The following is a 25,021-nucleotide window of genomic DNA, read 5'->3' as shown; positions in this document are numbered from 1 at the left end:
AACGCGCACAGTTGCCTGTACACATTGTCTTTATTGAAATCCGACAAAATGTAATATCTAGAAGCGAGCCCATCCTTTTCGATAGAATGTGACGGCTGTCACGGAAGCGCCCGGCATCGGCGGGGTACATTGAAGGAAAAAGGACCTATCTTGCGAAAACTATTACTTACTGCACTGCTTGCATGCGCCGCGCACGCCGCCCATGCCGATGCAGGCAAGATCATCTTCGTTGCCGGTAGCGCCCAGGCTGGCGACCAGGCGGCCCGTGAAGGGTCGGCGGTCCAGGAAGGGCAGATGCTGCGCACCGGCAGCGACGGCTTCATCTACGTGAAAACCGTCGACAACGGCCTGTTCATCCTGCGCCCGAATACCAAGGCGCGGATCGTCACCTATCACATCGACCAGAAGAATCCCGCCAATACCCGCATCAAGCTCGAACTGCTCAGCGGCGTCGCACGCAGCAAATCGGGCGAGGCGGTCAAGCTGGCGCGGCAGAATTTCCGTTTCAATACCCCGGTCGCGGCAATCGGCGTGCGCGGCACCGACTTCACGGTGTTCACCGACGAGGAAACCTCGCGCGTGGCCGTGATTTCGGGCGGTGTGGTCGTCAGCAGCTTCACCGGGGCCTGCCGCCCCGACGGCGCCGGCCCCTGCGAAGGCGAAGCCAGCCGCGAACTGAGCGCGGCGCAACGTGGCCAGCTGGTGCAGGTGCGACGCGGCCAGACTGCCCAGGTATTGGACAGCAGCCCGCTATCGCCGGACCAGGTGTCGCCGCCGCGCAACGACGAACCGCTGGTCAAGAGCGGGGCCAACACGGCGCCGTCCCAGGCTGCCAGTGTCGAGGCAATGAAAAGCGCAGGTTTGAACTCGGTCATCGAGAAGCTGGTGACCGCCGCGCCAGGACCGAACGCCGGAACGCCGCCGCCGGCGCCGGACACGGGGACCAACCCACCGCCGCCGCCCGTGAGCATGCCGCCACCGGTGGTCGAGGTGCCGCCCAGTTTGCCGGAACGCACGGCGATCTGGGGGCGCTGGCAGCCGGTCATGGATCGCTATGCGGCCATCAACCTGACGGAAGAACGCGAGAAGAACGAGTTGCTCGGGCTTTCGGGATATTTCGCTTTGTTCCGGTCGGCGGGCAAGGAGTATGTCGCGCCGAATAACGGGACGATCGGCTTCTCGTTGCGCGGTAGCGAGGCTTATGTCACCACCGAGTATGGCTTTGGTAATACGGTCGTCGCGCCGGCGACATTATCAAATGGTTCCTTGAAGCTGGATTTCGGCGCGCGCACCTTTGACGCTGCGATGGATGTATCGACAACGACCGACGTCGTGCAGCTGACTGCCAGCGGCATGGTGACTGGGGACGGCCGCCTGTACGGCAACGATGCCCTGGGGCGTGCCGGGGTGCTCAATCTCCAGGGCGTGCTGAGCAACGATCGCGGCGGCAGCGCCGCCACCATTTTCGATGGCCGTCTGGATGAAAAGCGCACGGTGAACGGCGCGGCCACCTGGCGCTGACATATACATATATATCCCTGAAAAGCCCGGCTGGTCCGGGCTTTTGTTTTTTCATATGTCCCGTCCTGAAATCGGTTGTCTAAACTTGCCTTATTCAAGGAGAGCGAGATGGCGATTGAGGGAAAGCGTACCCAGGCTGACTACACCTTGGCTTTTAAAGAGGGGGTAGTTGCCGCGGTCGAAAAAGGCGAGATGACTTACAAAGAGGCGCAGAGGAAGTTCGGCATCCAGGGTCGAAGTACGGTGCTAGTATGGTTAAGACGATACGGGCAGCAGGACTGGAGTTCGCTAGCTTTGCAACTTGTACGAGCCCAACCGGATATGACGCGACCTCTCACCCCCGAGCAACGGATCAAGCAGCTGGAAGCCGAGCTGGAAACCTCCCGGCAGCAGTCGCTCGTCTATAAGACGATGCTCGACGTCCTGGCCAAGGAGCATGGAGTGGCTGTCGTAAAAAAGCCTTTGCCCGAACAACGCAAATCCTTACGGAAAAAGAAGACCTGAGCGTTAGCCGGGTCTGCCAGTTGTTCGGGATCAGCCGTCAAGCACACTACAAGCGATTGCATGCAGAAATTGGACGAACGGCACGCAACCGTGTGGCCGAGAAGTTAGTGCAGCAAGTACGGCTACGCCAACCCAGGATCGGCACGCGCAAGCTCTACTTTTTGCTCAAACGCCAATTTGTGCAGGCAGGATTAAAGCTGGGACGGGATGGACTGTTCGATGCACTGCGGCGCGCTAGGATGCTGGCGCATCCAAAACGCTGCTACCGCAAGACCACTAACTCCAAACACTGGATGCGCAAGCATCCAAATCTGGTGAAAGCGCAGGCTAAGCCAACGATGGCCGAGCAGCTGTGGGTGGCCGACATCACCTACATCGAAACGCGGGAAGCGACCGGCTACCTTAGCCTGGTGACCGACGCTTACTCGCGCAGGATCATGGGGCACCACTTGCACCATGACCTGCACACCGACGGAGTGCTGAAAGCATGGAGCATGGCACTACGCTGCCGGGGCACCGAACGCCAGCTGATCCATCACTCCGACCGCGGCCTGCAATACTGTGCAGAAGCCTATCAGCAGATTCATCGCCGGCACGGCGTTTTGTGCTCGATGACCGACGGCTACGACTGCTACCAGAACGCCTTGGCAGAACGAATTAACGGTATTTTGAAGGCCGAGCTCTTGACTGCAGTGCCTCAAAACTTGGAGCAAGCCGCTACCATGGTGCAGCAGGCGATCCACATCTATAACCATGAGCGCCCGCATACGGCGCTGCAATACAGAACGCCCGATGCGGTGCACTGGGCGTCAGTAACATCAGATCTACAGGGTAACGAAAAAGGCCGTGACCCTGTCAACCTATCTTAGGACGTGACAATATGTATCCGCGCCTGGAATTACTCGGCGATATTGTCGTGCTGGCGTCGGTTGATGAAAATGAAACGGCTGAGCGATCATGAAAATACAGGCCTGCTTACCCATCGCGCGTAATTGGAGGGTACGGAATGTATGAATGTGTCGAAATTTCGAAAAACTTTGTCCGGCTTGTGATGGCCATCACATAAGGACGGGCTCGCTTTCTGTCATCATCCGGTCCGTTGGCTTACAGGTGTGCAATGCCACCCTGTGCAACTTTGATTCATCACTCGATCGATCTATCTTTTTGGAGCAATACATGGCAATCGTCACCGCACACGTCAATGCAGTTCAGCAATTGTACGTCGCTTACTTCAACCGTCCTGCTGACACTGCTGGCCTGGACTACTGGACCAACGTTGTCGAAACCCAGAAGGGTTCGACCGCTGCTGTGTCGGCTGCTTTTGCTGCTGAAGCCGAATACAAGACCGCCTACGCCAACATGACCAACGCCCAGGTCGTCAACCAGGTGTACCAGAACCTGTTCGGCCGTCCTGCAGAAGCCGCTGGCCAAGCCTACTGGGCTGACCTGATGACCGCTGGCAAGATCACCATCGACAAAGTCGTTGCTGAAATCGCTAAAGGCGCACAGACCACCGACGCTGAAGCCTACGAAAACAAAGTCGCTGGCGCAACCGCCTTCTCCGCTGCCCTGGACACCAAGCCCGAGCAAGACGGCTACCGCGGTGCAGAAGCCAACAAAGTGGCCAAGGCCTTCATCAGCAGCATCACCACCGACGCTTCGCTGACCGCCGCGATCGCTCCGACCGCACTGTCGGCTACGGTTGTCAAGGTTGTCGCAGCCGGCACCCCGTTCACCTTGACCTCGGGTCTCGCCGCAGTGGACGCTGCCAAGGAAGCCAAGTTCGAATTCCTCGACAGCGCTGATGGCAAGGACGACGGTAAAGTCGCTGCCGGCACTGAAGCTGGCATCACCACCAAGCAGAACACCGCTTTCACTGAAGTCGAAACCAAAGGCGGCGTTGTTGGCTACGCTGCTGCTACCTCGCCAAACGTCCGTGCTGCTCTGGTGGCCGACAAGGTTGCTGCCAACGCGGCCCAGCTGAGCACCGCGAACACTGCAGTTGCAGACGCCACCGCCGAAATCGGCAAGGTTGCTGGCCTGTCCGCAGCTGTTGCTACCCAAGCTTCGGCTAAAGCTGCTGTTGATGCCGCTGGCAAGACCGTGACCGCAGCTGACGCTGATCTGCAGGCCAAGGAAGCTTCGTACAACGTGCTGAGCAAGGCCGCTGTTGACGTCGCTGGTGATGGCACCGTCGATGGCGTGATCGTGCTGAACGCCGACAAGAAGCTGGTTCTGGCGACCGGCGTCACCGAAACGACTAACCCAGGTGTAACCGCGCTGCTGAACGCGTCGATCGCCAAGGAAGCTGCAGACCTGGCCCTGAGCAACGCCAACAAGGTGAAGACCGCTGCTGACGCAAACGTCAACTACCTGGACATGACCGCGACCGAAGTGTCGAACCTGGAAACGATCAAAGGCCTGATGAAGGATGTCAAGGTTGCTGACGGCGCCCTGCCAACCATGGCCCAGATCGCTACCCAGAAAGCCATTCTGCAGGCAAATGCTGATCTGGAAGCCACCCCAGGTGCTGCAACTGCTGCGCTGAACGCATTCAACAGTGCTCTGACCACCTACGAAGGTAACGCTCCCGTCAACGCACGTGTCGCAGCCCTGGACACTGCAAATGCTCAGGTCAAGACCGCTAACGACGCGATCACTGCACTGACCAAGGCAACCGACGCCCTGACCAAAGCAACCGTTGCTGCTGATCAATTGAAAGCCCTGGACGCAACCATCAAGGCTGCTGAAGACGCATTCGAAACCAACGGCATGAGCAAGCCTGTGGATGCAGAAGGCTCGCTGCTGGCAACCGCTGCTTCGGACATCTATGTTGCTAGCGACGTCGATGCCTCGATCAACCTGTTCGGTCTGCTGGGCAAGGACTCGCTGTTCATCGGCACCGACTACACCCTGAACACCGGCAAGCTGACTGCTGGCAACGACAACGTGCTGGAAGCCTTCATCGTTGCTAACGCAACCGGTGGCACTGACATCGTTCTGGAAACCTCGAAGTTCGGTTCGAACGCTGCAACCCCGGAAGTCATTACCATCACCTTGACCGGTGTGGCATCGACCGATGTCGTCCTGAACAACGGCATCATCACCGTCAACACCCCGACTGTCTAAGTAGCAAGGTATCAAGGCCTGGGCAACCAGGCTGAGATTCAATGACCGAAACCCCGCTTTCGTTAGGAAGCGGGGTTTAATGAGATGGTCCCCCTCCACCCTGCAAGATACTAATCTTGTGGGGTGAGTTCTTTCTGAATGGAGGCCATCATGCAAGACGTTACGCTCATCGGCATCGATCTCGGTAAGCACGGTTTTCACCTGCACGGACAGGATCGACACGGTAAGGCGCTGCTGCGCAGGAAGTTCGACCGCAAGCACCTGATCACCTTTCTCGCCAACTTCCCACCCTGTACGATCGTGATGGAAGCCTGCGCCGGCGCGCACTGGATGGCGCGGCAGCTGTCCGCACTCGGCCACAAGGCCAAACTCATCTCTCCGCAGTTCGTCAGGCCTTTCGTCAAGGGCAACAAAAACGACTTCATCGATGCCGAGGCGATCTGCGAAGCAGCCAGCCGTCCATCGATGCGTTTCGTGACACCCAAGACCGAAGCCCAGCAATGCCTGTCGGCCCTGCATCGGACGCGCGAGTCGTTGGTGCGCGCTCGGGTCAAGGCAATCAATCAGATCCATGGATTCCTGCTCGAATTCGGTATCGGCCTGCCCAAGGGCGCGGGCATTATCAAGCGGCTGCCTTCCGTGCTGGCAGAGCGCGCTCTGCCAGCACGGCTGGTGAGCCTGATTGAAAGACTGCGTGCCCATATTCAGTATCTGGACGAGCAGATCGACGAGCTCGAGAAGGATCTGGGCAGGCAACTGCAGGAAGACGATCTTGGACAGCGCTTGATGGCGATTCCTGGCGTCGGACCGATTACGGCGAGTGCTTTGTCGGCCGAAATGGGCGACGGCAAGCAATACAGCTGTGGACGCGATTTCGCTGCATCGCTTGGTTTGGTGCCTCAGCAGCACAGTACCGGCGGGCGAGCGAATCTGCTGGGCATCAGCAAACGCGGCGACAAGAATATCCGGCGCCTGCTGGTACAGTGCGCGCGGTCTTACATGCGCGGCTTGGACCGGCACACCGACCGCCTGGCGCAGTGGGCGCGTTCCATGCTGGGGCGACGCCATTCCAATGTCGTAGCCTGCGCGCTGGCGAACAAGCTCGCCCGCACAGCATGGGCCATGGCGGCACACCATACCGAATACAAAATGCAAGAGGCCGTCACATCGCTGTGACGGCCTCCCGAGCTTGCTGTACCTAAGGACCTACCTGGTTTTGCGACGCTGATACTGGATGACGTGAACGGCACACCGGCCTGACGGATAACCTGGCATAAAAATCGGCTCCTGAAGCCGCGGGTTTTTTTAGGACCCATCAGGCGCGAACTCTCATCGTGGCGCGGAGCAAGTCTCCAACATGACGCCGGATAGATTTGAGCAAGCCAACTACATCATACAAAAATCAGCTTGCAAAAAGGAGGGGGACCATAGATTTTTTCGGTGCGCCCAGCATGGGCGCACTTCTGTGGGTGCAAGTCCCGCCGCGAGCTGACCACAGTGAGCGAAGTGAAACGCAACTGCATGAGGGTGACCGAGTGTGGAAAGGAAGCGTGGAGCGTAAATCATGAGCCGAGGAACACGAATCACATAGAAGGCGCTGCCGATCAGGGCGAGCGGGCCAGAAACCGCGAAACTCTTGTGGTCAAGGAGAGGTGGTGTAAATGTGGCGGTTGTGTGATGAAGGAGTGCGGCCCTTACCTGGGGACGCCCCGCCTTGTGCCTGAAAGGGCGACGACGAAGGTCGGAGCGGGGTCTCAGCAGAGGTCATAGTAGTCGGAGGTAGCGCCGGGAAGGCTCGACTCCGCCGACGAAGGACCGAACGAGTAGGAGTGAATCCGATATGTCGATGCAGAAGGCACAGCGTCAGATGCCTGCTAACGCGGGGCGGGAAGCCGTAGGGCAAGGTGAAGCCATGCTCGATGCTTTCAGCGACGAAGCGTTCTGCCCGCGGCATGCAACCGGAGGCACGGGGTCAGCGGTGCTGCAAGCGGCGCTGACGACAGAGAACCTGCGGCGGGCGTTCAAGCGTGTGCGTGCCAACAAGGGAGCGGCCGGTGTGGATGGAATGGATATTAACCAGACCTCACGTCTGCTGGCAACCGAGTGGCCGCACATACGAAAACAACTGCTGACAGGGACGTACCGGCCCAGCCCGGTACGTCGGGTGACGATTCCGAAGCCCGACGGTGGCGAGCGCGAGCTTGGCATCCCGACGGTGACGGATCGGCTGATCCAGCAAGCACTGTTACAGGTGCTGCAACCGATACTTGATCCCACCTTCAGCGAGCATAGTTACGGCTTTCGGCCCGGCAGGCGTGCGCAGGATGCGGTATTAGCCGCCCACTCGTACGTCCAGTCTGGTCTGAGAATCGTGGTTGACGTTGACCTGTCGAAATTCTTCGACCGGGTCAACCATGACATCCTGATTGATCGCCTGAGGAAACGCATCGACGATGCTGGAGTGATCCGGCTGGTACGTGCCTATCTGAGCAGCGGCATCATGGATCATGGCGTGGTGCAGGAACGAAGCGAAGGGACGCCGCAAGGCGGTCCCCTGAGCCCCTTGCTTGCCAACGTAATGCTCGATGAAGTGGACAAGGAACTGGAACGGCGCGGTCATCGCTTTGCGCGCTATGCCGACGATGCGAACGTGTATGTGCGGAGCAGGCGAGCGGGCCAACGGGTGATGACGCTGCTGCGGCGCTGCTATGCCAAGTTGCATCTCGTGGTCAACGAAAGCAAAAGCGCCGTGGCCAGCGTCTTCGGCCGCAAGTTTCTCGGTTACAGCCTGTGGGTGGGGCATGGGGGCGAGGTCAAACGCAAGGTGGCGGAAAAGCCGCTGCAGGCGTACAAGCAGCGCATCCGGGAGCTGACCTGCCGTTCCGGTGGGCGCGGCATGCCGGATGTGGTGCAAAGGCTTCGCTCTTACATGCTGGGATGGAAGGGGTATTTCCAATTAGCGCAGACGCCCGGTGTCTGGCAAAGACTCGATGAATGGCTGCGTCATAGGCTGCGGGCTATCCAGCTCAAGCACTGGAAGCGCGGAAGCACCATGTATCGGGAGCTCCTTAAACTTGGGGCTTGGCCGTCGGCAGCGAGGCACGTAGCGGCGAACAGCCGCCGCTGGTGGCACAACAGCGATAGGTTACTCAAAACAGTGATGACTATCGGCTATTTCGACCGACTCGGTGTACCTCGCCTGTCTTGACCTCAACTACTCGAACCGCCCGGTGCGGACCCGCATGCCGGGTGGTGTGGCAGGGGAGCGGCCCTCAGGGCCGTCCCCTATGCCGATTGCGCTCAGCGTGAGCGCACTCTTGCGGGTGGAAGTCCCGCCGCGAGCTGACTACAGTGAGCGAAGTGAAGCGCAACTGCGTGACGGTGATCGAGCGTGGAGAGGAAGCGTGGATCGAAATTGCGAGCCGATGGACAAGAGTCGGATAGAAGGCGGTGCCGAGCAGGGGGGGCACGGGCAACATTCCGCGAAGCTCTTGTGGTCAGTGCGAGGTGGCGTCAATCTGGCGGTTGTGCAGGGAAGGAGAGCGCTCTTGCTTGGGGAGATATTACTTTGTGGCTGAAAGGGCGACGGTGCAAACCGGAGCGAGAAGTCAGCAGAGGTCGTAGTTGGTGCCGGTTTGGCCGGTGAGGCTAAAGACTGGGCTGAAGGACCGAAGGAATGGGAGTTGGAATCTCCTCGACCATTCGGGAGGGAATGCTTCAGATGCCCGGAAACGGGGCTCGTCAAGCAAGGGCCAAGGTGAAGCTGACGGCCTGCATGACAGCGAAGAACTCGATCGACCGGGGTTGGAAACAGATGAAAACAGGCATGGTGCATAGGACTTGGCACGATGATCTCAACCGTTCCAACCGCCCCCCGGTGCGGAGCCGCATGCCGGGTGGTGTAACAGGGGAGCGGGCCTTCGGACCGCCCCCTATGCCGCTCTGGCCCCTGGCCTGCGTTGGCTTTACTGCTACTTTTTGTTGCAGCCACACAAGATTTTTGTGACGAGCATCACATTTTTTATACTTTTTGTCGGATAATGTGCGCGCTGATCAATTTCTTCTTTACACGCCGGGGTTGTGAGGCGATGCCGCGAATCCTCGCCGGTTTCTCAGTCAAGCAAAGCGCATATGAAAAAACTTTTGGATAAAAAGAACGAGATCCAACAGGCGTTGACCGCCTTCAAGAGCACTTTCTATACGGTGGGCGTGTTCAGCGCGATCATCAACCTCCTGATGCTGGTGCCTTCGCTGTACATGCTGCAGGTTTACGACCGCGTGCTGGCCAGCCGCAACGAAGTCACGCTGGCGATGCTCACCATCCTGATGCTCGGCGCCTACCTGTTCATGGGGGGGCTGGAGCTGATCCGTTCCTTCGTGCTGGTACGCGTCGGCGCGCGCTTCGACATGACCCTCAACAAGCGGATCTATACCGCGGCATTCGAGCAGAACCTGAAGCAGGCGGGCGGCAACGCCGGCCAGGCGCTGAACGACCTGACCACGCTGCGCCAGTTCCTGACCGGTAACGCACTGTTCGCCTTCTTCGACGCCCCCTGGTTCCCGGTCTACCTGATCGTCATCTTCTTCTTCCAACCCTCGCTGGGCTTGTTTGCGCTGTTCGGTACGGCGATCCTGGTGATCCTGGCCATCGTGAACGAGCGCGTCACCCGCGAACCGCTGGCCGAAGCCAACAGCATGGCGATCTCGGCCAGCACCCTGGCCACCAACAACCTGCGCAATGCCGAAGTCATCGAATCGATGGGCATGCTGCCGCACCTGCTGGGTCGCTGGTTCAAGCGCCACGGCCGGTTTCTGAGCCTGCAGGCGGACGCCAGCCAGAAGGCCGGCTCGATCGGCGCCGCGACCAAGTTCGTGCAAACCTCGCTGCAATCGCTGGTACTCGGTTTCGGCGCGCTGCTGGTGCTTGAAAACAAGATCACCCCTGGCATGATGATTGCCGCGTCGATCCTGGTCGGCCGCGCGCTGGCGCCGGTGCAGCAGGTGATCGGGGTCTGGAAAAGCTGGTCCAGCACCCGCAGCTCCTACGAACGCCTGGTGGCCCTGATGGAAGCCAATCCTGCACGGTCGGCCGGCATGGCCCTGCCTGCACCAAAAGGTGCGCTGGCCCTGGAAGGCGTGACCGCCGCGCCGCCGGGCGTCAAGACCCCGATCGTCAAGAACGTGTCGTTCGGGATCGCGCCGGGCGACGTGCTGGGCGTGCTTGGACCGAGCGGTTCGGGCAAGTCGACCCTGGCGCGCCTGCTGGTCGGAGTATGGCCCTCGATGATGGGCAACGTGCGCCTGGACGGCGCCGACATCTACCAGTGGAACAAGGCCGAACTCGGCCCGCACGTCGGCTACCTGCCGCAGGATATCGAGCTGTTCGGCGGCACCGTCAGCGAGAACATCGCCCGCTTCGGTGACATCGATGCCGACAAGGTGGTCCAGGCGGCCAAGCGCGCCGGCGTGCACGACATGATCCTGCACTTCCCCGAAGGCTATGACACCCAGCTGGGCGACGGCGGCGCCGGCCTGTCGGGCGGCCAGAAGCAGCGCATCGCGCTGGCCCGCGCCATGTACGGCGACCCGGCGCTGATCGTGCTGGACGAGCCGAATTCGAACCTGGACGATGCCGGCGAGGCGGCCCTGGTCAGCGCGGTGGCCGACCTGCGCCAGCGCGGCAAGACCATCATCCTGATCACCCACCGTCCGGCCGCGATCGGCATGACCACCAAGCTGCTCCTGATGCGCGAAGGCGCGGTGCACATGTTCGGCCCGACGCAGCAGGTGCTCGCTGCGTTGCAGGAGGCCAACAAGAAAGCGCTGGAGGCCGCACAGCAGCAGCAGGCTCGCGCCGCCCAGGCGGCCCAGGCGGCCCAGGCGGCCCAGGCGGCCCAGGCCGCGGCGACCACGAATGAAGAAGGAAAATAATGAAGCTGATCCAGAAACAATCGCAAGGCCCGGCCGACGTCGTCGCCCATGACGCGACGCCGCTCGAAGTCAACACCGATGCGCGTGCCTTCAGCCGCCTCGGCTGGCTGATCGTGCTCGTCGGCGTCGGCGGCTTCCTCCTGTGGGCCATGCTGGCCCCGCTGGACAAGGGCGTGCCGCTCAGCGGCACCGTGGCCAAGGAATCGAACCGCCAGGCGGTGCAGCACCAGAGCGGCGGCATCGTGCAGGAAATCCTGGTGCGCAACGGCGACGTGGTCAAGGAAGGGCAGGTGCTGGCGCGCATGAACGCCGTGATCGCCCAGGCGGGCGTCGAGGCGACCGAGAGCCAGTACCTGTCGGCGATCGCCACCGAGGCCCGCCTGTCCGCCGAGCGCGACGGCCTGAAGACGATCCGCTTCCCGGAACCGATCGCGCAGCGCCGTAACGAGCCGAAAGTGGCCGAGCTGATCGCCCTGCAGAACGCACTGTTGGCTTCGCGCCAGTCCTCGCTGCAGAGCGAGCTGGGCGCCATCGACGAAAACATTGCCGGCCTGAAGCTCCAGATCCGCGGTCTCGAAGAAACCCGCAACAGCAAGAAAGAGCAGATGGTGTTCCTGAAGGAGCAGCTGGGCGGCATGCGCGACCTGGCCAAGGAAGGCTATGTGGCGCGCAACCGCCTGCTCGACCTGGAGCGCACCTACGCCCAGCTGAGCGGCGCCCTGTCCGAAGACATCGGCAACATCGGCCGCGCGCAGCGCCAGGTGGTCGAACTGAGCCTGCGCAAGTCGCAGCGCATGCAGGAGTACCAGAAGGAAGTGCGTACCCAGCTGTCCGAGGTCCAGCGCGAAGCGCAGGGCCAGGGCGCCCGTCTTCAGGCACAGCGTTTCGAGCTCTCGAACGTCGAGGTCAAGGCCCCGGCCGGCGGCACCGTCATGAACCTGGCGGTGTTCACCAACGGCGGCGTGGTGCCGCCCGGCTTCAAGATGATGGACATCGTGCCGACCGACGATCCGCTGGTGGTCGAAGGCCAGCTGCCGACCAACCTGGTGGACAAGGTGCATCCGGGCCTGAAGGTCGAGCTGATGTTCTCGGCGTTCAACGCCAACAAGACGCCGCACATCGAAGGCGAAGTCGTCAACGTGGCGGCCGACCGCAGCGTCGAGGAGCGCACCGGCATGCCGTACTACGTGGTGCGCACGAAGGTGACCCCGGCCGGCGCCAGGATGATCGCCCAGCACAAGATGGATATTCGTCCAGGCATGCCGGTGGAGCTGTTCGTCAAGACCGGTGAGCGCACGATGATGAACTACCTGATCAAGCCGATCATCGATCGCGCCCAGACCTCGATGAGCGGAGACTGAGATGCGGACCTCACCGAATCGCAAGCGTGGCCTGGCGCTGCGCGCCGGCGTGCTCGGCGTGCTGCTGGCGGCGACTGCCGGCGGCGCCGGCGCCGTGTCGCTGACCCAGGCCTACGAGGCCGCCATCAAGAACGACCCGACCTTCCGTATGCGTTTCTACGAGAACGAGTCGGGCAAGGAAAATCGCATCATCGGACGTTCCTACCTGCTGCCGCAGGTCTCAGGCAGCTATTCTTATGGCAAGAACGTGGCGGACCAGGAGTACCTGCAGTTCGGTGTGCTGCCGACCACCGAGCATCCGCGCTATACCAGCCGTTCGGCCGTGGTCCAGCTGCGCCAGCCGCTGTTCAATATGGAAGCCATCGCGCGCTACCGCCAGGGCAAGGTGCAGTCGGCGCAAAGCGAAGAGGCCTACGAGGCCGGTATCGATGAGGTGTCGGTGCGCGTCGTCAGCGCCTACCTGGACGTGCTGTTCGCCCAGGACCAGCTGGCGCTGGCCCGCGTCCAGCGCGACGCCCACCTGGAAATGCAGAAGGTCAACCAGCGTTTGTTCGAAAAGGGCGAGGGCACCAAGACCGACATGCTGGAAACCCAGGCGCGGCTCGAGCTTGCCGAAGCGCAGCTCATCGAGTCGCAGGACAACGTCGTCGCGGCCCGCAACACGCTGGAAGGGGTGATCGGCATGGATCCGGGCGAGCTCGACCGCCTGGGCGACGGTTTCCGCCCTGTGCCGATCGATCCGGTGTCTTTCGAGGACTGGAGCAAGCTGGCGCTTGCCCACAACAATACGCTGGCGGCAAGCCGGCTGGCAGTGGAAAACGCGCGCCTGGACATCAGCCGTAACCGGGCCGGACATTATCCGCGCGTGGACTTCGTCGGCGTGTACAGCAAGAGCGACAACGAGACGCTGACCAACCGCGGCCAACAGCAAACCAACCGCCAGCTCGGCGTTCAGGTGAACATCCCGATCTACCAGGGCGGGGCAGTCAACGCCACCACGCGTCAGGCAGCGGCGCTGTATGGGCGCGCCCAGGCCGAACTCGATGCGCGCACCAACCAGATCCTGGTCGAGTTGCGAAAAGCCCACAGCCTGGTAATGAGCAGTTCAAGAAAAATCGACGCGCTGATCAAGGCGACCGAATCCGGGAAGCTCTTGATGACTGCCACAGAGCAATCCATCAAGGGCGGCGTGCGCATCAACCTCGACCTTCTCAACGCTCAGCAGCAACTGTTCACCAGCCAGCGCGATCTGGCCCAGGCGCGCTATTCCTACCTCGTGGGACTGATGCGCCTGCGCGCCGCGGCCGGCACCCTGCAATCCGATTCGGTGCGCGAGATCGCCGCATACTTCCGATGAGTCCAGGAAAGTTTCGTCTCGGCGAAACTTTCCTGCCTTCATCGTCTGTCAAGATATTCTATCTTTCAGGAAATTGATTCTAAATGTAATCAAATCGCACACTCTTCAGTATTTTGCGACCTGTTTTTTTCGATTGGGCTAATATCGATTTACCAATCTAAATGGAGGTCGACATGGCAGATGCAAACACCACCGCGGTGCAAAAACTGTATATTTCCTACTTCAGCCGCCCGGCTGACGCCGCAGGACTGACGTACTGGACCACCCAGCTGGCAAGCAATCCCAATGCCCTGCAAGAGCTGTCGCGCCAGTTTTCGGTCTCGCAGGAATACATCGATACCTATGCCGGCATGGACACCCGTGCCAAGGTCGCCGAAGTCTATGACAACCTGTTCGGTCGTCAGGCGGAGACGGCGGGTGTCGATTACTGGGCCAACCTGCTCAACAACAATCAGATCACCGTCGACAACATGGTGACCCAGATTGCCGCCGGCGCCCAGGGCTCCGACCTGTTTGCCTATAACGCGAAAGTGTCGGCAGCCACCGAGTTCACCGCCCACCTGGATCTGCCGACCGAACAGACGGCCTACTCGGGTATGGCAGCGAACAAGATTGCGGTGGACTGGATCGCCGGCATCAAGGACCTGCAGTCGGCCGCGATGGCCATGGACCCTGGCGTGATCGACAGCGTGATCGCGCGCATCGTCGGTGGCGGCACGACCGGCTTCGAGGATACCGGCTTCTTCATGTGAGAACACGCGTGGACCTGGCGTCCACGCACACTGAAATAGTATTTCAAACGCAGTGCCGCGTTGAAAGAAAATTTCAGATTGGGTCGGCCGCACCCTGTGCGGCGGCCGTCCCCGCTGCGCCTTGCGCGTGCAGCCCAGGAGCGCAGTGCGGGCAGGACACGCCCACCACGTAGTCGGGCGAGAGTTGCTGGCGCGGCGTCACCACCGCGCGGCAGGCGAAGCACTGCGCGGTTTCGGTCGGCTCGAGCTTCGGGTTGAGCGCGGTGCGGTAGTCGAACACGAAGCAGTCACCCTGGTAGTGCTCGCCGCCGACTTCCTCGAAATACTTCAGGATGCCGCCTTCGAGCTGGTAGACGCGGTCGTAGCCGATTTCCTTCATGTGGATCGCCGCTTTTTCGCAGCGGATGCCGCCGGTGCAGAAGGTCACCACGGTCTTGCCGGCCAGCTCATCCTTGTGCCGGGCGGCCACTTCGGGAAATTCGGTGAACTTGTCGATGCGGTAGTCGAGCGTGTTCTCGAAGGTGCCGACGTCCACTTCGAAGGCATTGCGGGTTTCCATCATCACCACCGGCACGCCATCGTCGTCGTGGCCCGCATCCAGCCAGCGCTTGAGCGTCTTCGGGTCCACCGACGGCGCGCGGCCGAGTTCCGGCTTGATGAGCGGCATGCGCATGGTGATGATTTCTTTCTTGATCTTCACCAGCATGCGCTTGTGCGACTGTTCGAGCGACAGGCTTTCTTTCCACTCCAGGTCCGCCAGGCGCGCGTCGCTGCGCACCCAGGCCAGGTACCGGTCGATCTGCTCGCGCGGGCCGGACACGAACATATTGATGCCTTCCGGCGTCAACAGGACGGTGCCTTTCAGGCCGAGTTCGTTGCACATGGCCTGGTAAGCGGGACGCAGGTCCTCCAGGTTGTCGAGGGTGACGAATTTGTAGGCGGCGATATTGACGTGCATGGCTGCGGGAACGTAGGGCGGTGAAGACAGCCGACTATTATAAGTCAGCTGGTGGCGGATGCGGCGGCCGGCCGGGGAAATCGGCCGCATTTTGCATGAACGGCATTAGAATAGCCGGACTCAACAACAGGCCGGCCGTCACGGCAGGCCGGACCCACCATGCACTCGCTGAACATCCAGTACAACCCCCGGCTCGACCAGCTGCGCTGGCTCGCCGCCACCCTGGTTTTCCTGTTCCATTTCTATCTCGAATACGCAGGCAACGGCGGCATGCGGCTCGACGGCCCGTGGACGGCCCTGATCACGGAAGGGCACACCGGGGTCGGCCTGTTCTTCACGCTGTCGGGCTTTCTGTTCATGCAGATTGCCCTGCACCAGCATGGTGCCGGGCGCGAGATCGTCTACCGCGACTTCCTGCGCAACCGCGTGCTGCGCATCGTGCCGCTCTACCTGGTCATCTTCCTGGTCGCGACCTCGATCGGCCGCGACAAGTTCGTGCCCCAGGACCTGCTCTACCTGTTCGCCTCGAACCTGGGCCTGGCGCCGACTTCCGGCACGGTGATCACCGGCGCCGCCTGGACCATCTCGCTGGAATTCCTGTTCTACCTGGTGTTCCCCTTCCTGGCGCGCTTCACGCTCGAGCGCGGCATCGCCTACCTGGGCGGCTGGCTGGTGCTGATGGCCTTCTTCAAGGTCGCGGCCTATACGGTCAACGACAACAGCACGCTGATGTACTTCAGCACCTGGGTCGGCCGCTTCGACCAGTTCCTGATCGGCATGGCGGCGGCCATGCTGCATGCCCGCTGGCGCGCCGGACTGGAGCGCTGGGCGCCCTTGCTGCTGGTGGCAAGCGTGGCGCTGGTAGCGTGGGATACCGCCCTGATGCACCGCGTCGCCCCGTTCGGCGCCACGCCGCGCACCACGTTCTGGATCTGGTGGTCGCTGCTGGAGAGCGCCGGCTGGGCCGCGTTGATCCTGGCCTGGGTCTCGTTCGGGCCGCGCCTGCCCGGCATGCTCGAGCGCGTGCTGGGGCAGGGCGGCAAGATCAGCTTCTCGTTCTACCTGCTGCACATGGGCCTGCTGCACGTCTTCGCGGCCGGCTTCAAGCTGGTCGCGCCGACCGGCACCCCGTGGCTGGACGGGCTCATCATGCTGGCGGTGGCCTATGGCGCCACCTGGGCGCTGGCGACGCTGAGCTACCACATCATCGAGGAACCGTTCCTGCGGATGCGGCGCAATTATGGCGCGGGCCGCACCACCCTCAGCGCGACACACTCGTAAGCCAGGGCAGTGTGGCCGGATTGCCATCATTTCAATATGAATAATATTCGGCCACCGTTCAAAAGAAGCCCATTTAACCTGGTGTAAATACCTTTCTATTGTATTTAATATACAAAATGTAGGAAAAAACCTACAAATTTTCAAAATTAATTTTAAGTTCTTGAGTTTGCTCGATCGGGGTTTCTATACTCGTGCCACACGGCAATATTCCGTGATCCCTTCCCCTTCGAGTAGACCATGAGCACCCCTAAAGAATACGTCTCCGTCGTTAATTCCCTTTATCTCGCGTTCTATGGCCGTCCGGCCGATCCGGCAGGCCTGGCATTCTGGACCGAGCAGACTGCTCGCTTCGAGGGTGACCTCGCCGGGATCACGGCGTCCTTCGCCACCTCGGAAGAAGCGCAGGTGCGCTTCAGCACCAACAGCGCGGTTTCCCGCATCACCCAGATCTATGAGCAGCTCTTCAACCGCGCACCCGACGCCGCGGGACTGGCGTTCTGGACGGAGGCGGTCGAAAGCGGGCGCGCGTCGCTGGCCGATGTCTCCCTGGAGATCCTGAAAGGCGCCCGGGGCAGCGATTACACGCTGTCCGACATGCGCCAGAAGGCAGCCGACCTCTTCACTGCCACAGTCGAAGCCGGCAGTACCCAGTACAGCGGTTATGCCTCGATCGAGGCGGCCCGGGTGCTGGTGCGCGCCGTGACGCCGGGCGCCACCCAGGACGACCTGGACGCGCTGGTCAAGGCCGCCGTCTCGTTTGCCGACACCGCCACCAGGAACCCGCAGGTGGTCGAGGCGATCGCCACCGGTTCCACCCTGCTCGGCCTGTTCGACACCGCGCGCGGCAAGGGCGATCCGGTCGCGCTGGCCCAGGCCCTGGCGGACACCGCCAAGGCGGCGGCGGGCGATCCGGTCACGCTGGAATCGCTGCTGCGCGGCGGCGGCATGGACAAGGTGCTGAAGGTGATGCCGGCGGAGGCGACGCTGAAGGACGTGGTGGCGGCGCTGGCCGAGGGCGGCCTGCCGGCCGCGGTCGACGTGGTCTACCCGCCCGAGCCCCCGGTCGCGGTCGTTCCGACGCCGACCTTGCCAGCCTTGTCGCTGTCCTTCGAGAGCGTCGCCCATGACATCGGCGACGCCAATCCGGCCGACCACGTCACCAACGTGCGCATCGCCGACGTCAGTTTCAGCTACTCGCGGGCGCTGGCGAGCGGCCAGCAGTTCGAATACAGTACCGATGGCCAGAACTGGCACAGGGATGGCCTGGAAATGTCGGCGAGCGGACGTTTCGTCACCATCAAGGGCCTGGACCTGGGCGCAGGCGCGCCGGTCGGCGGGACGATCCTGCCCAGGTCGGTGAGCTCGCCGGATGCGGGCTCGAGTGCGAGTGTCTCCAGCGTGAGCCACGACGACCTGCAGACCGTGGTTTCGCTGCGTGTCGTCGAGGCCGGCGGTGCGCCGGTCGCGACGACCAGCACCGCGATCGTGTACGACAGCCACGTCGCCACGCCCTACGTCATGTTCGACACCATGCAGGCCGATCCCCTGCTTGGCGCAGGCAACGACATCACCAATGTGCCGTCGTTTACGCTGGGCGGTATCGAGGCCGGCGCCAAGGTCGAGTACCTGGCCGATGCCGCACCGGCCATGCCGGGCTTCATCATGGTGCTCGATCCCGTTTCCGGCCTGCTGATACCGATGCCTGTGCCGACTTTCCCGCCTGCCACGCTGCCGGCCTGGACTGCCGAAAAGCCGGTCCTGCACGAAGGCGCCAACAGTTTCACGGTGCGCCAGACCGATGTGGCAGGCAATGTCAGCGAGACCCACCGCGTGCAGGTCGTGCTCGATACCCAGGCGCCGGCGGGAACGCCGCGCATCGCCCTTGTCGAGGACGACGGCGCCAGCCCGACCGACGGCATCACCAGCGTCGCCCGGCTTGCGATCACGGGCCTGGAACCTGCCGGCGGCATCGGTTGGGAATACAGTCTCGACGACGGCGCCACCTGGACCTTCGGCGCCGTGAACGATGGCAGCGGCCAGGCCGAGCTCGACCTGTCGGCCATGGGCCATGAGAATCGCACCGTGCTGGTGCGCCAGCGCGACGCTGCCGGCAATGTCGGCCAGGCCTCCGATGCGCTGAGCTTCACGATCAGCGCCGAAGCACCGAAGCCGGCGTTCGTGCTGGGCGGAAGCGGGTTCACCCTGAGCGTTGCCGGCACCGCCACCGACGCCGTCACCGTCGACCTGACCGCCGACACCATCGCGCGCGCCGGTTTCGACAGCGTGTCGCACCCGTCGGATATCCGCCTGGTCGACGCCAGCGACTACGCCGGCAGCGTGCGCCTGCTGGGCAGCGCCGCGGACATCGCCTTCGCGGCCCCGAGCTTTGGCGAGGGCAAGATCGCCGCCTATGGCATCGTCGACACCAAGGCCGGCATCTTCACCGGCGCGCCGGACCAGCGCGTGTTCGTGGACGGAATCGAGGCCCTGCTGGCGGGCGCGCAGTCGGTGGTGCTGGCCGATACGCTGTCCGCGCAGGAGTGGGCGCTGCTCGACGGCCTGCAAGGCTTCGACATGGGCGCGCTGGACGCGCTCGTGGATGACATGATTCCCACGGCACCGCTTGTCGTGCTCGATGTGGACAGCGGACGCCCGCCATTGGAGGACATGGATGGGGTGACCAATGTCGGGGCCTATACGGTCATCCCGGAAGAGGGCGCCACCGTCCAGTTCAGCGTGGACGGCCTGGGTGACTGGACTGGCGACAAGCCGGTCGCGCAGGAAGGCGCGAACGCGTTCTACGTGCGTCAGATCGACCATGCCGGCAACGTCAGCGACGCCATCCGCTTCAGCTTCACGCTGGACACCAAGGCGCCGGCCGCGCCGACGCTCGCACTGGTGAGCGATACCGGCATCCCCGACGACCTGATCACGGCGATCGGCGACGTCCAGGTCAGCGGCTTGACGTCGGGTTCCACGTTCGAATACCGCTTCGGCCCACAGGACGCGTGGCAAATGGGCACTACCGACCAGAACGGCCGCGCCGTTTTCACTGCTGCCGGTGACGGCGACAAGTCGGTCGAAGTGCGCGCGGTCGACCAGGCCGGCAACGAAAGCGCGGCTGCGACCCTGTCGTTCAAGGTGGATGCGAACGCCCCGCAGGCGTTGCAGCCGTCGAACCTGGCGTCCGTCGGTTATTCCCTTGCCGGCAATCCCGGCGCCTTGTTCCTGAATGCCCAGGACGGTTCGATCAAGCGTTCCACCATCGATCCGAGCGAAGCAGGCTTCCTCGACAAGAGCGGTCTCAGCCTGGTGAACCTGGTAACGGGGCTGGCCGACCCGGCGCATACCAGCGGGTTCGCGTTCGGCATTCCGACAGATGGAATGCTGCGTTTCGGCGCCGCCATCAAGGCCGGCATGTATGCGATGAGCTGGCAGGACCTGACGTTCGCGACCCGCGACGGTTACCTGAAAGCGGGACAGATGCTGTTCGCCGGCGGCGTCGACGGTGCGTTTTCCCAGGAAGGCTTCGCGTTGAGCTTCATCACGCCGGAAATGAACAGCGCGGACAACATGCAGTTCAGTGGCGCCTATTACGGCCCGCATCTGTCGTCCACGATTGCAACCGGCGGCGGGCAGGATGCCGTTTTCGCGGCGGGCGTCGACCTGGGCATCGAGTACCGGGTGCTGCAAAGCACCGCGCAGGATCTCATCCTGGGCTTCGGCGCCGGCGATACCATCCTGTTCTCCGGTGACGCGGCGGCGCGCATCGAGCGCGACGGATGGGACGGTATCCGCTGGGCCGACAACAGTGCCGCGCAGGCGAGCCCTCCAGGCAGCGCCTGGCCGAAGGTGGCGGTCGATGCCCATGACGAGGCGGTCGAGATCGTCGTGCAGGGCGCCATCACCAGCGCGCTGTACGGCTATGGCCTGACCCAGACGCTGGCGACACTCAACGGCGCGATCGAGCTGAGCAATGCGTCACCCGTCGAAAGCCTGCTCATCCTGGCGAAGAACGGGAGCGGCGGCGCAGCCCTGCTGTATGTCGACAACCTGAACATGAACACCAGCATCGATGCCGGTGAACTGACGCTGGTGGCGATGTTCAGCGGCGGCGCCCCGGACCCGGACCAGATCCAGCTGATCGGCTCGCAGGTGGGGATTCCGGGCGGTTGACGCCGCGGTTCCGGTGGCGGCCGCACCGATTGGCGCGGCCGCCACGTTTCAGTTCTGCATGGCAAATCCGGCATGCCGCGCCCGCCCGGGCGCGGTAAAATACCCGGATGACTTCCCCGATCTTCACCCACCTTCGCGTCCACTCCGAATACTCCATCGTCGACGGCCTCGTGCGCATCGACGACATCGTGGGCGCGGCCGCCAAGGACAAGCAGCCGGCGCTGGCCGTGACCGACCTGGCCAACATGTTCTGCCTGGTGCGCTTCTACAAGGCGGCGCGCGGCAAGGGGATCAAGCCGATCGTCGGGGTCGACGCCTGGATCACCAACGACGAGAACCGCGACAAGCCCTCGCGCCTGCTCATCCTGGCCAAGAACCGCACCGGCTACCTGCAACTGTGCGATTTGCTCTCGAAGGCCTGGCTCACCAACCAGTACAAGGGCCGCGCCGAGATCCGCGTCGAGTGGCTGGAGGCGCTCGCCACGTCGACCTCGACGCTGGAACCGGATGCCGACCAGGCCAACGCCCTGATCGTGCTGTCGGGCGCGGCTTTTGGGGACGTCGGCCAGGCCATCGACCAGGGCGACATCGAGCGCGCCGAGCGTGCCGCCCAGCGCTGGGCGCGCATCTTCCCGGGCCACTTCTACATCGAGATCCAGCGCGCCGGCCAGCCCAACCAGGAGCAGGGCGTGCGCCATTCGGTGGCGCTGGCCGGGCGCCTCGGCTTGCCGGTGGTGGCGACCCATCCGGTGCAGTTCCTGGACAAGGACGAGTTCATCGCCCACGAAGCGCGCGTCTGCATCGCAGAGGGCGAGATGCTGGCCAACGCCAAGCGCGTGCGCCGCTTCAACGAAAACATGTGCTTCAAGACCTCGGCCGAGATGGCGCAGCTGTTCGCCGACCTGCCCGGCGCGCTCGCCAACTCGGTGGAGATCGCCAAGCGCTGCAACGTCACCCTGACGCTGGGCAAGCCGCAATTGCCGGACTTCCCGACCCCGGACGGCATGAGCATCGACGACTTCCTGGTGCTCGAGACCAAGCGCGGCCTGGAAGAGCGCCTGGTGCAGCTGTATCCGAACGAAGAGCAACGCGAGAAGGAACGCCCGCGCTACGAGGCGCGCCTGGAGTTCGAGAACCAGACCATCATCAAGATGAAGTTCCCGGGCTACTTCCTGATCGTGGCCGAGTTCATCCAGTGGGGCAAGAACAACGGCGTGCCGATCGGCCCGGGCCGCGGCTCGGGCGCCGGCTCGCTGGTGGCCTACGCGCTGAAGATCACCGACCTCGATCCGCTCAAGTACAACCTGCTGTTCGAGCGTTTCCTGAACCCGGAACGGGTCTCGATGCCCGACTTCGACATCGACTTCTGCCAGGAAAAGCGCGAACTCGTCATCCAGCACGTCAAAGATCTGTATGGACGTGATGCAGTGTCGCAGATCGCCACCTTCGGCACCATGGCCGCAAAAGGCGCGATCCGCGACGTCGGCCGCGTGCTCGACTTCGGCTACAACTTCTGCGACGGCATCTCCAAGCTGATCCCGTTCAAGCCGGGTAAGCCGGTCTCGATCGCCGAGGCGATCGAAGAGGAACCGCTGCTCAAGGAACGCCAGGAGAACGAGGAAGAGGTCAAGCAGCTGCTCGAGCTCGCCCAGCAGGTCGAGGGCATCACGCGCGGCATCGGCATGCACGCCGGCGGCGTCCTGATCGCGCCGGGCAAGCTCACCGACTTCTGCCCGCTGTACACCCAGGGCGGCGACGCCGGCGTGGTTTCGCAGTACGACAAGGACGACGTCGAAGCCGTCGGCCTGGTGAAGTTCGACTTTTTGGGCCTGACCACGCTCACCATCCTCGACCGCGCGGTGAACTACATCCGCGCGCTCGACCCGCAGGACGCCGACTTCAACCTCGAGACGCTGCCGCTGAACGACCGGCCCTCGTACAAGCTGCTGTCCGACGCCAAGACGGTGGCGATCTTCCAGCTCGAGTCGCGCGGCATGCAGGGTATGCTGAAGGACGCGCGTCCCGACCGCTTCGAGGACATCATCGCGCTGGTCGCCTTGTACCGTCCGGGCCCGATGGACCTGATCCCCGACTTCTGCAAGCGCAAGCACGGCGAGAAGTTCGACTACCCCGATCCGCGCACCGAGTCGATCCTGTCCGAGACCTACGGCATCATGGTCTACCAGGAGCAGGTGATGCAGATGGCGCAGATCGTCGGCGGCTACTCGCTGGGCGGCGCCGACATGCTGCGCCGCGCGATGGGTAAGAAGAAGGCCGAAGAGATGGCCGAGCACCGCGAGATTTTCCGCGCCGGCGCCGCCAAGGACGGCCTCTCCACCGAAAAGGCCGACGAGATCTTCGACCTGATGGAGAAGTTCGCGGGCTACGGCTTCAACAAGTCGCACGCGGCCGCCTATGCGCTGCTGTCCTACCACACGGCCTACCTGAAGGTGCACCACACCGCCGCGTTCATGGCAGCCAACATGTCGCTGGCGATGGAAGACACCGAGAAGATCAAGATCCTGGTCGAGGATGCAAAAGAGGTCTGCAAGCTGACCATCCTGCCGCCGGATGTCAACGAGTCCCACTTCCGCTTCACGCCGGAGGGCCAGCCCCGTTCGGTGACCGGCAAGCAGGTCTCGAACATCCGCTACGGCCTGGGTGGCGTGAAGGGCGCGGGGCAGGGCGCGATCGAGGCGATCATCGCCGCGCGCGAAAGCGGCGGCAAGTTCAAGGACTTGTTCGACTTCTGCATGCGGGTGGACCGCAAGCAGATCAATCGCCGCACCATCGAGTCGCTGATCCGCGCCGGCGCGATGGATGCGTTCGGGGTCGATCGTGCCGTGTTGCTGGCATCGGTCGGTTTCGCGATGGAGGCGGCCGGCCAGGCCGCCGCCGCGGCCAACCAGGTCAGCCTGTTCGGCGGGATTGATTCCGACCTGGTGGCCCCGCCCGAGTACGTCAAGGCGACGCCCTTCACCGACCGCCAGAAGCTGGCCGAGGAAAAGATCGCGCTCGGCTACTACCTGTCGGGCCACATGTTCGACTCCTACGCGCAAGAGGTGCGGCGCTTCGCCAAGACCAAGCTGAAGGACCTGGAGCCGTCGCGCGACCCACGCATGCTGTGCGGCGTGATCACCGGCGTGCGCACGCAGATGACCCAGCGCGGCAAGATCCTGATCGTGGCGCTGGACGACAAGACCGGCGTGGTGGAAGTGACTGTCTACAGCGAGCTGCTGGAGCAGAACAAGAATATCTTCAAGGAAGACGAGTTCCTGCTGGTGGTCGGCAAGGTCTCGGAAGACCGCTTCAACGGCGGCCTGCGCATCACGGCCGAAAAGGCCTTCGACATCGCCGCGGCGCGCATCCAGTACGGCTTCAAGCTCGAGATGGACGTGGGCTGCGACATCAACCCGGCCAAGCTGGCCGAGGTCTTGCAGCCGCACCGCCTGCAGGACGGCATGCCGGTCAGCCTGCGCATCAAGCCGCAGGGCGTGGAAGCCATCCTGCAGCTGGGCGACGACTGGCGCGTGGCGCCCTCGGATACGCTCAAGCAGCAGCTGGAGCTGACGCTGGGGGCGAAGGATGTGGCGGTGGAGTACTGATTCTTGTGGGGTGGGCGCTAGGTAGGGTGGGCGGCTCCACCCGACCATGTGCTTCGCCAGCGCCCGGGCGCCGCCCGCGCGTTCAACCAGCAGTTGATTGGCCGTGACGTCTGCTCATCGGGGAGTTGAACGCGCGGGCGGCGTTTGCGCCGCGTCGTTGCCACGTTCCGGGTGGAGCCGCCCACCCTACCAGGGCACATTGCTTCCCGTAGGGTGGGCGGCTGCACCCGACAATGTGCTTCGCCAGCGCCCGGGCGCCGCCCGCGCGTTCAACCGGCAGTTGATTGGCCGTGACGTCTGCTCACTGGGGAGTTGAACGCGCGGGCGGCGTTTGCGCCGCGTCGTTGCCGCGTTCCGGGGGGAGCCGCCCACCCTACCAGGGCACACTGCTTCCCGTAGGTTGGGCGGCTCCACCCGACCATGTGCTTCGCCAGCGCCCGGGCGCC

General features: G+C 62.9%; 11 protein-coding genes and 2 pseudogenes. 12 read left to right on the top strand and 1 reads right to left on the bottom strand.

Translation table 11 applies throughout. The annotated features are described in order from the left end of the window. Positions 1–150: 150 nt before the first annotated feature. The 9 genes and pseudogenes from IM543_20300 (at position 151) to IM543_20260 (ending at position 14,555) form a co-directional block, all read left to right on the top strand. The gene (locus IM543_20300) at positions 151–1,521 is read left to right on the top strand and encodes a FecR domain-containing protein (GenBank protein ID QOY93849.1); all 1,371 of its coding nucleotides are present in this window, start codon (positions 151–153) and stop codon (positions 1,519–1,521) included. Positions 1,522–1,629: 108 nt separating this feature from the next. Continuing rightward, a pseudogene (locus IM543_20295) lies at positions 1,630–2,894 on the top strand (IS3 family transposase). 307 nt (positions 2,895–3,201) lie between these two features. Beyond that, positions 3,202–5,154, top strand: coding sequence for a DUF4214 domain-containing protein (locus tag IM543_20290; GenBank protein QOY93848.1), 1,953 nt, complete (start codon positions 3,202–3,204; stop codon positions 5,152–5,154). 150 nt (positions 5,155–5,304) lie between these two features. Then, entirely contained in the window at positions 5,305–6,330 is a 1,026-nt protein-coding gene (locus tag IM543_20285; GenBank protein ID QOY93847.1) for an IS110 family transposase, read from the top strand. 664 nt (positions 6,331–6,994) lie between these two features. Further along, complete coding sequence (ltrA, locus tag IM543_20280; GenBank protein QOY93846.1) at positions 6,995–8,362, top strand: group II intron reverse transcriptase/maturase; 1,368 nt, start codon at positions 6,995–6,997, stop codon at positions 8,360–8,362. Positions 8,363–9,285: 923 nt separating this feature from the next. After that, a complete protein-coding gene (locus IM543_20275; GenBank protein QOY93845.1) occupies positions 9,286–11,085 on the top strand; it encodes a type I secretion system permease/ATPase in 1,800 nt (599 codons plus the stop codon). Then, positions 11,085–12,446: an HlyD family type I secretion periplasmic adaptor subunit gene (locus tag IM543_20270; GenBank protein QOY93844.1), complete on the top strand. Its 1,362-nt coding sequence runs from the start codon at positions 11,085–11,087 to the stop codon at positions 12,444–12,446. Before IM543_20275 ends, IM543_20270 begins: the two co-directional genes overlap by 1 nt. A 1-nt stretch (position 12,447) precedes the next feature. Continuing rightward, the gene (locus IM543_20265) at positions 12,448–13,803 is read left to right on the top strand and encodes a TolC family outer membrane protein (GenBank protein QOY93843.1); all 1,356 of its coding nucleotides are present in this window, start codon (positions 12,448–12,450) and stop codon (positions 13,801–13,803) included. A gap of 173 nt (positions 13,804–13,976) precedes the next feature. After that, complete coding sequence (locus IM543_20260) at positions 13,977–14,555, top strand: DUF4214 domain-containing protein (GenBank protein ID QOY93842.1); 579 nt, start codon at positions 13,977–13,979, stop codon at positions 14,553–14,555. Positions 14,556–14,694: 139 nt separating this feature from the next. On the opposite strand, the pseudogene IM543_20255 reads toward IM543_20260, so the two are convergent. Beyond that, positions 14,695–15,513, bottom strand: a pseudogene (locus tag IM543_20255) (sulfurtransferase). A 159-nt stretch (positions 15,514–15,672) separates the two neighbouring features. On the opposite strand from IM543_20255, the gene IM543_20250 reads away from it, so the two are divergent. The 3 genes from IM543_20250 to dnaE all read left to right on the top strand — a co-directional run bounded on the left by IM543_20250 (position 15,673) and on the right by dnaE (position 24,575). After that, positions 15,673–16,794: an acyltransferase gene (locus tag IM543_20250; protein QOY93841.1), complete on the top strand. Its 1,122-nt coding sequence runs from the start codon at positions 15,673–15,675 to the stop codon at positions 16,792–16,794. A gap of 237 nt (positions 16,795–17,031) precedes the next feature. Then, positions 17,032–20,970, top strand: coding sequence for a DUF4214 domain-containing protein (locus tag IM543_20245; GenBank protein QOY93840.1), 3,939 nt, complete (start codon positions 17,032–17,034; stop codon positions 20,968–20,970). Positions 20,971–21,077: 107 nt separating this feature from the next. Beyond that, positions 21,078–24,575, top strand: coding sequence for a DNA polymerase III subunit alpha (gene dnaE, locus IM543_20240; GenBank protein ID QOY93839.1), 3,498 nt, complete (start codon positions 21,078–21,080; stop codon positions 24,573–24,575). Positions 24,576–25,021: the final 446 nt, after the last annotated feature.

This window comes from Massilia sp. UMI-21 (assembly GCA_015277795.1).
Lineage (GTDB): Bacteria > Pseudomonadota > Gammaproteobacteria > Burkholderiales > Burkholderiaceae_D > Telluria.
Note: the sequence above shows the minus strand (reverse complement) of the source record. Positions and strands in the feature narration are given on the sequence as shown.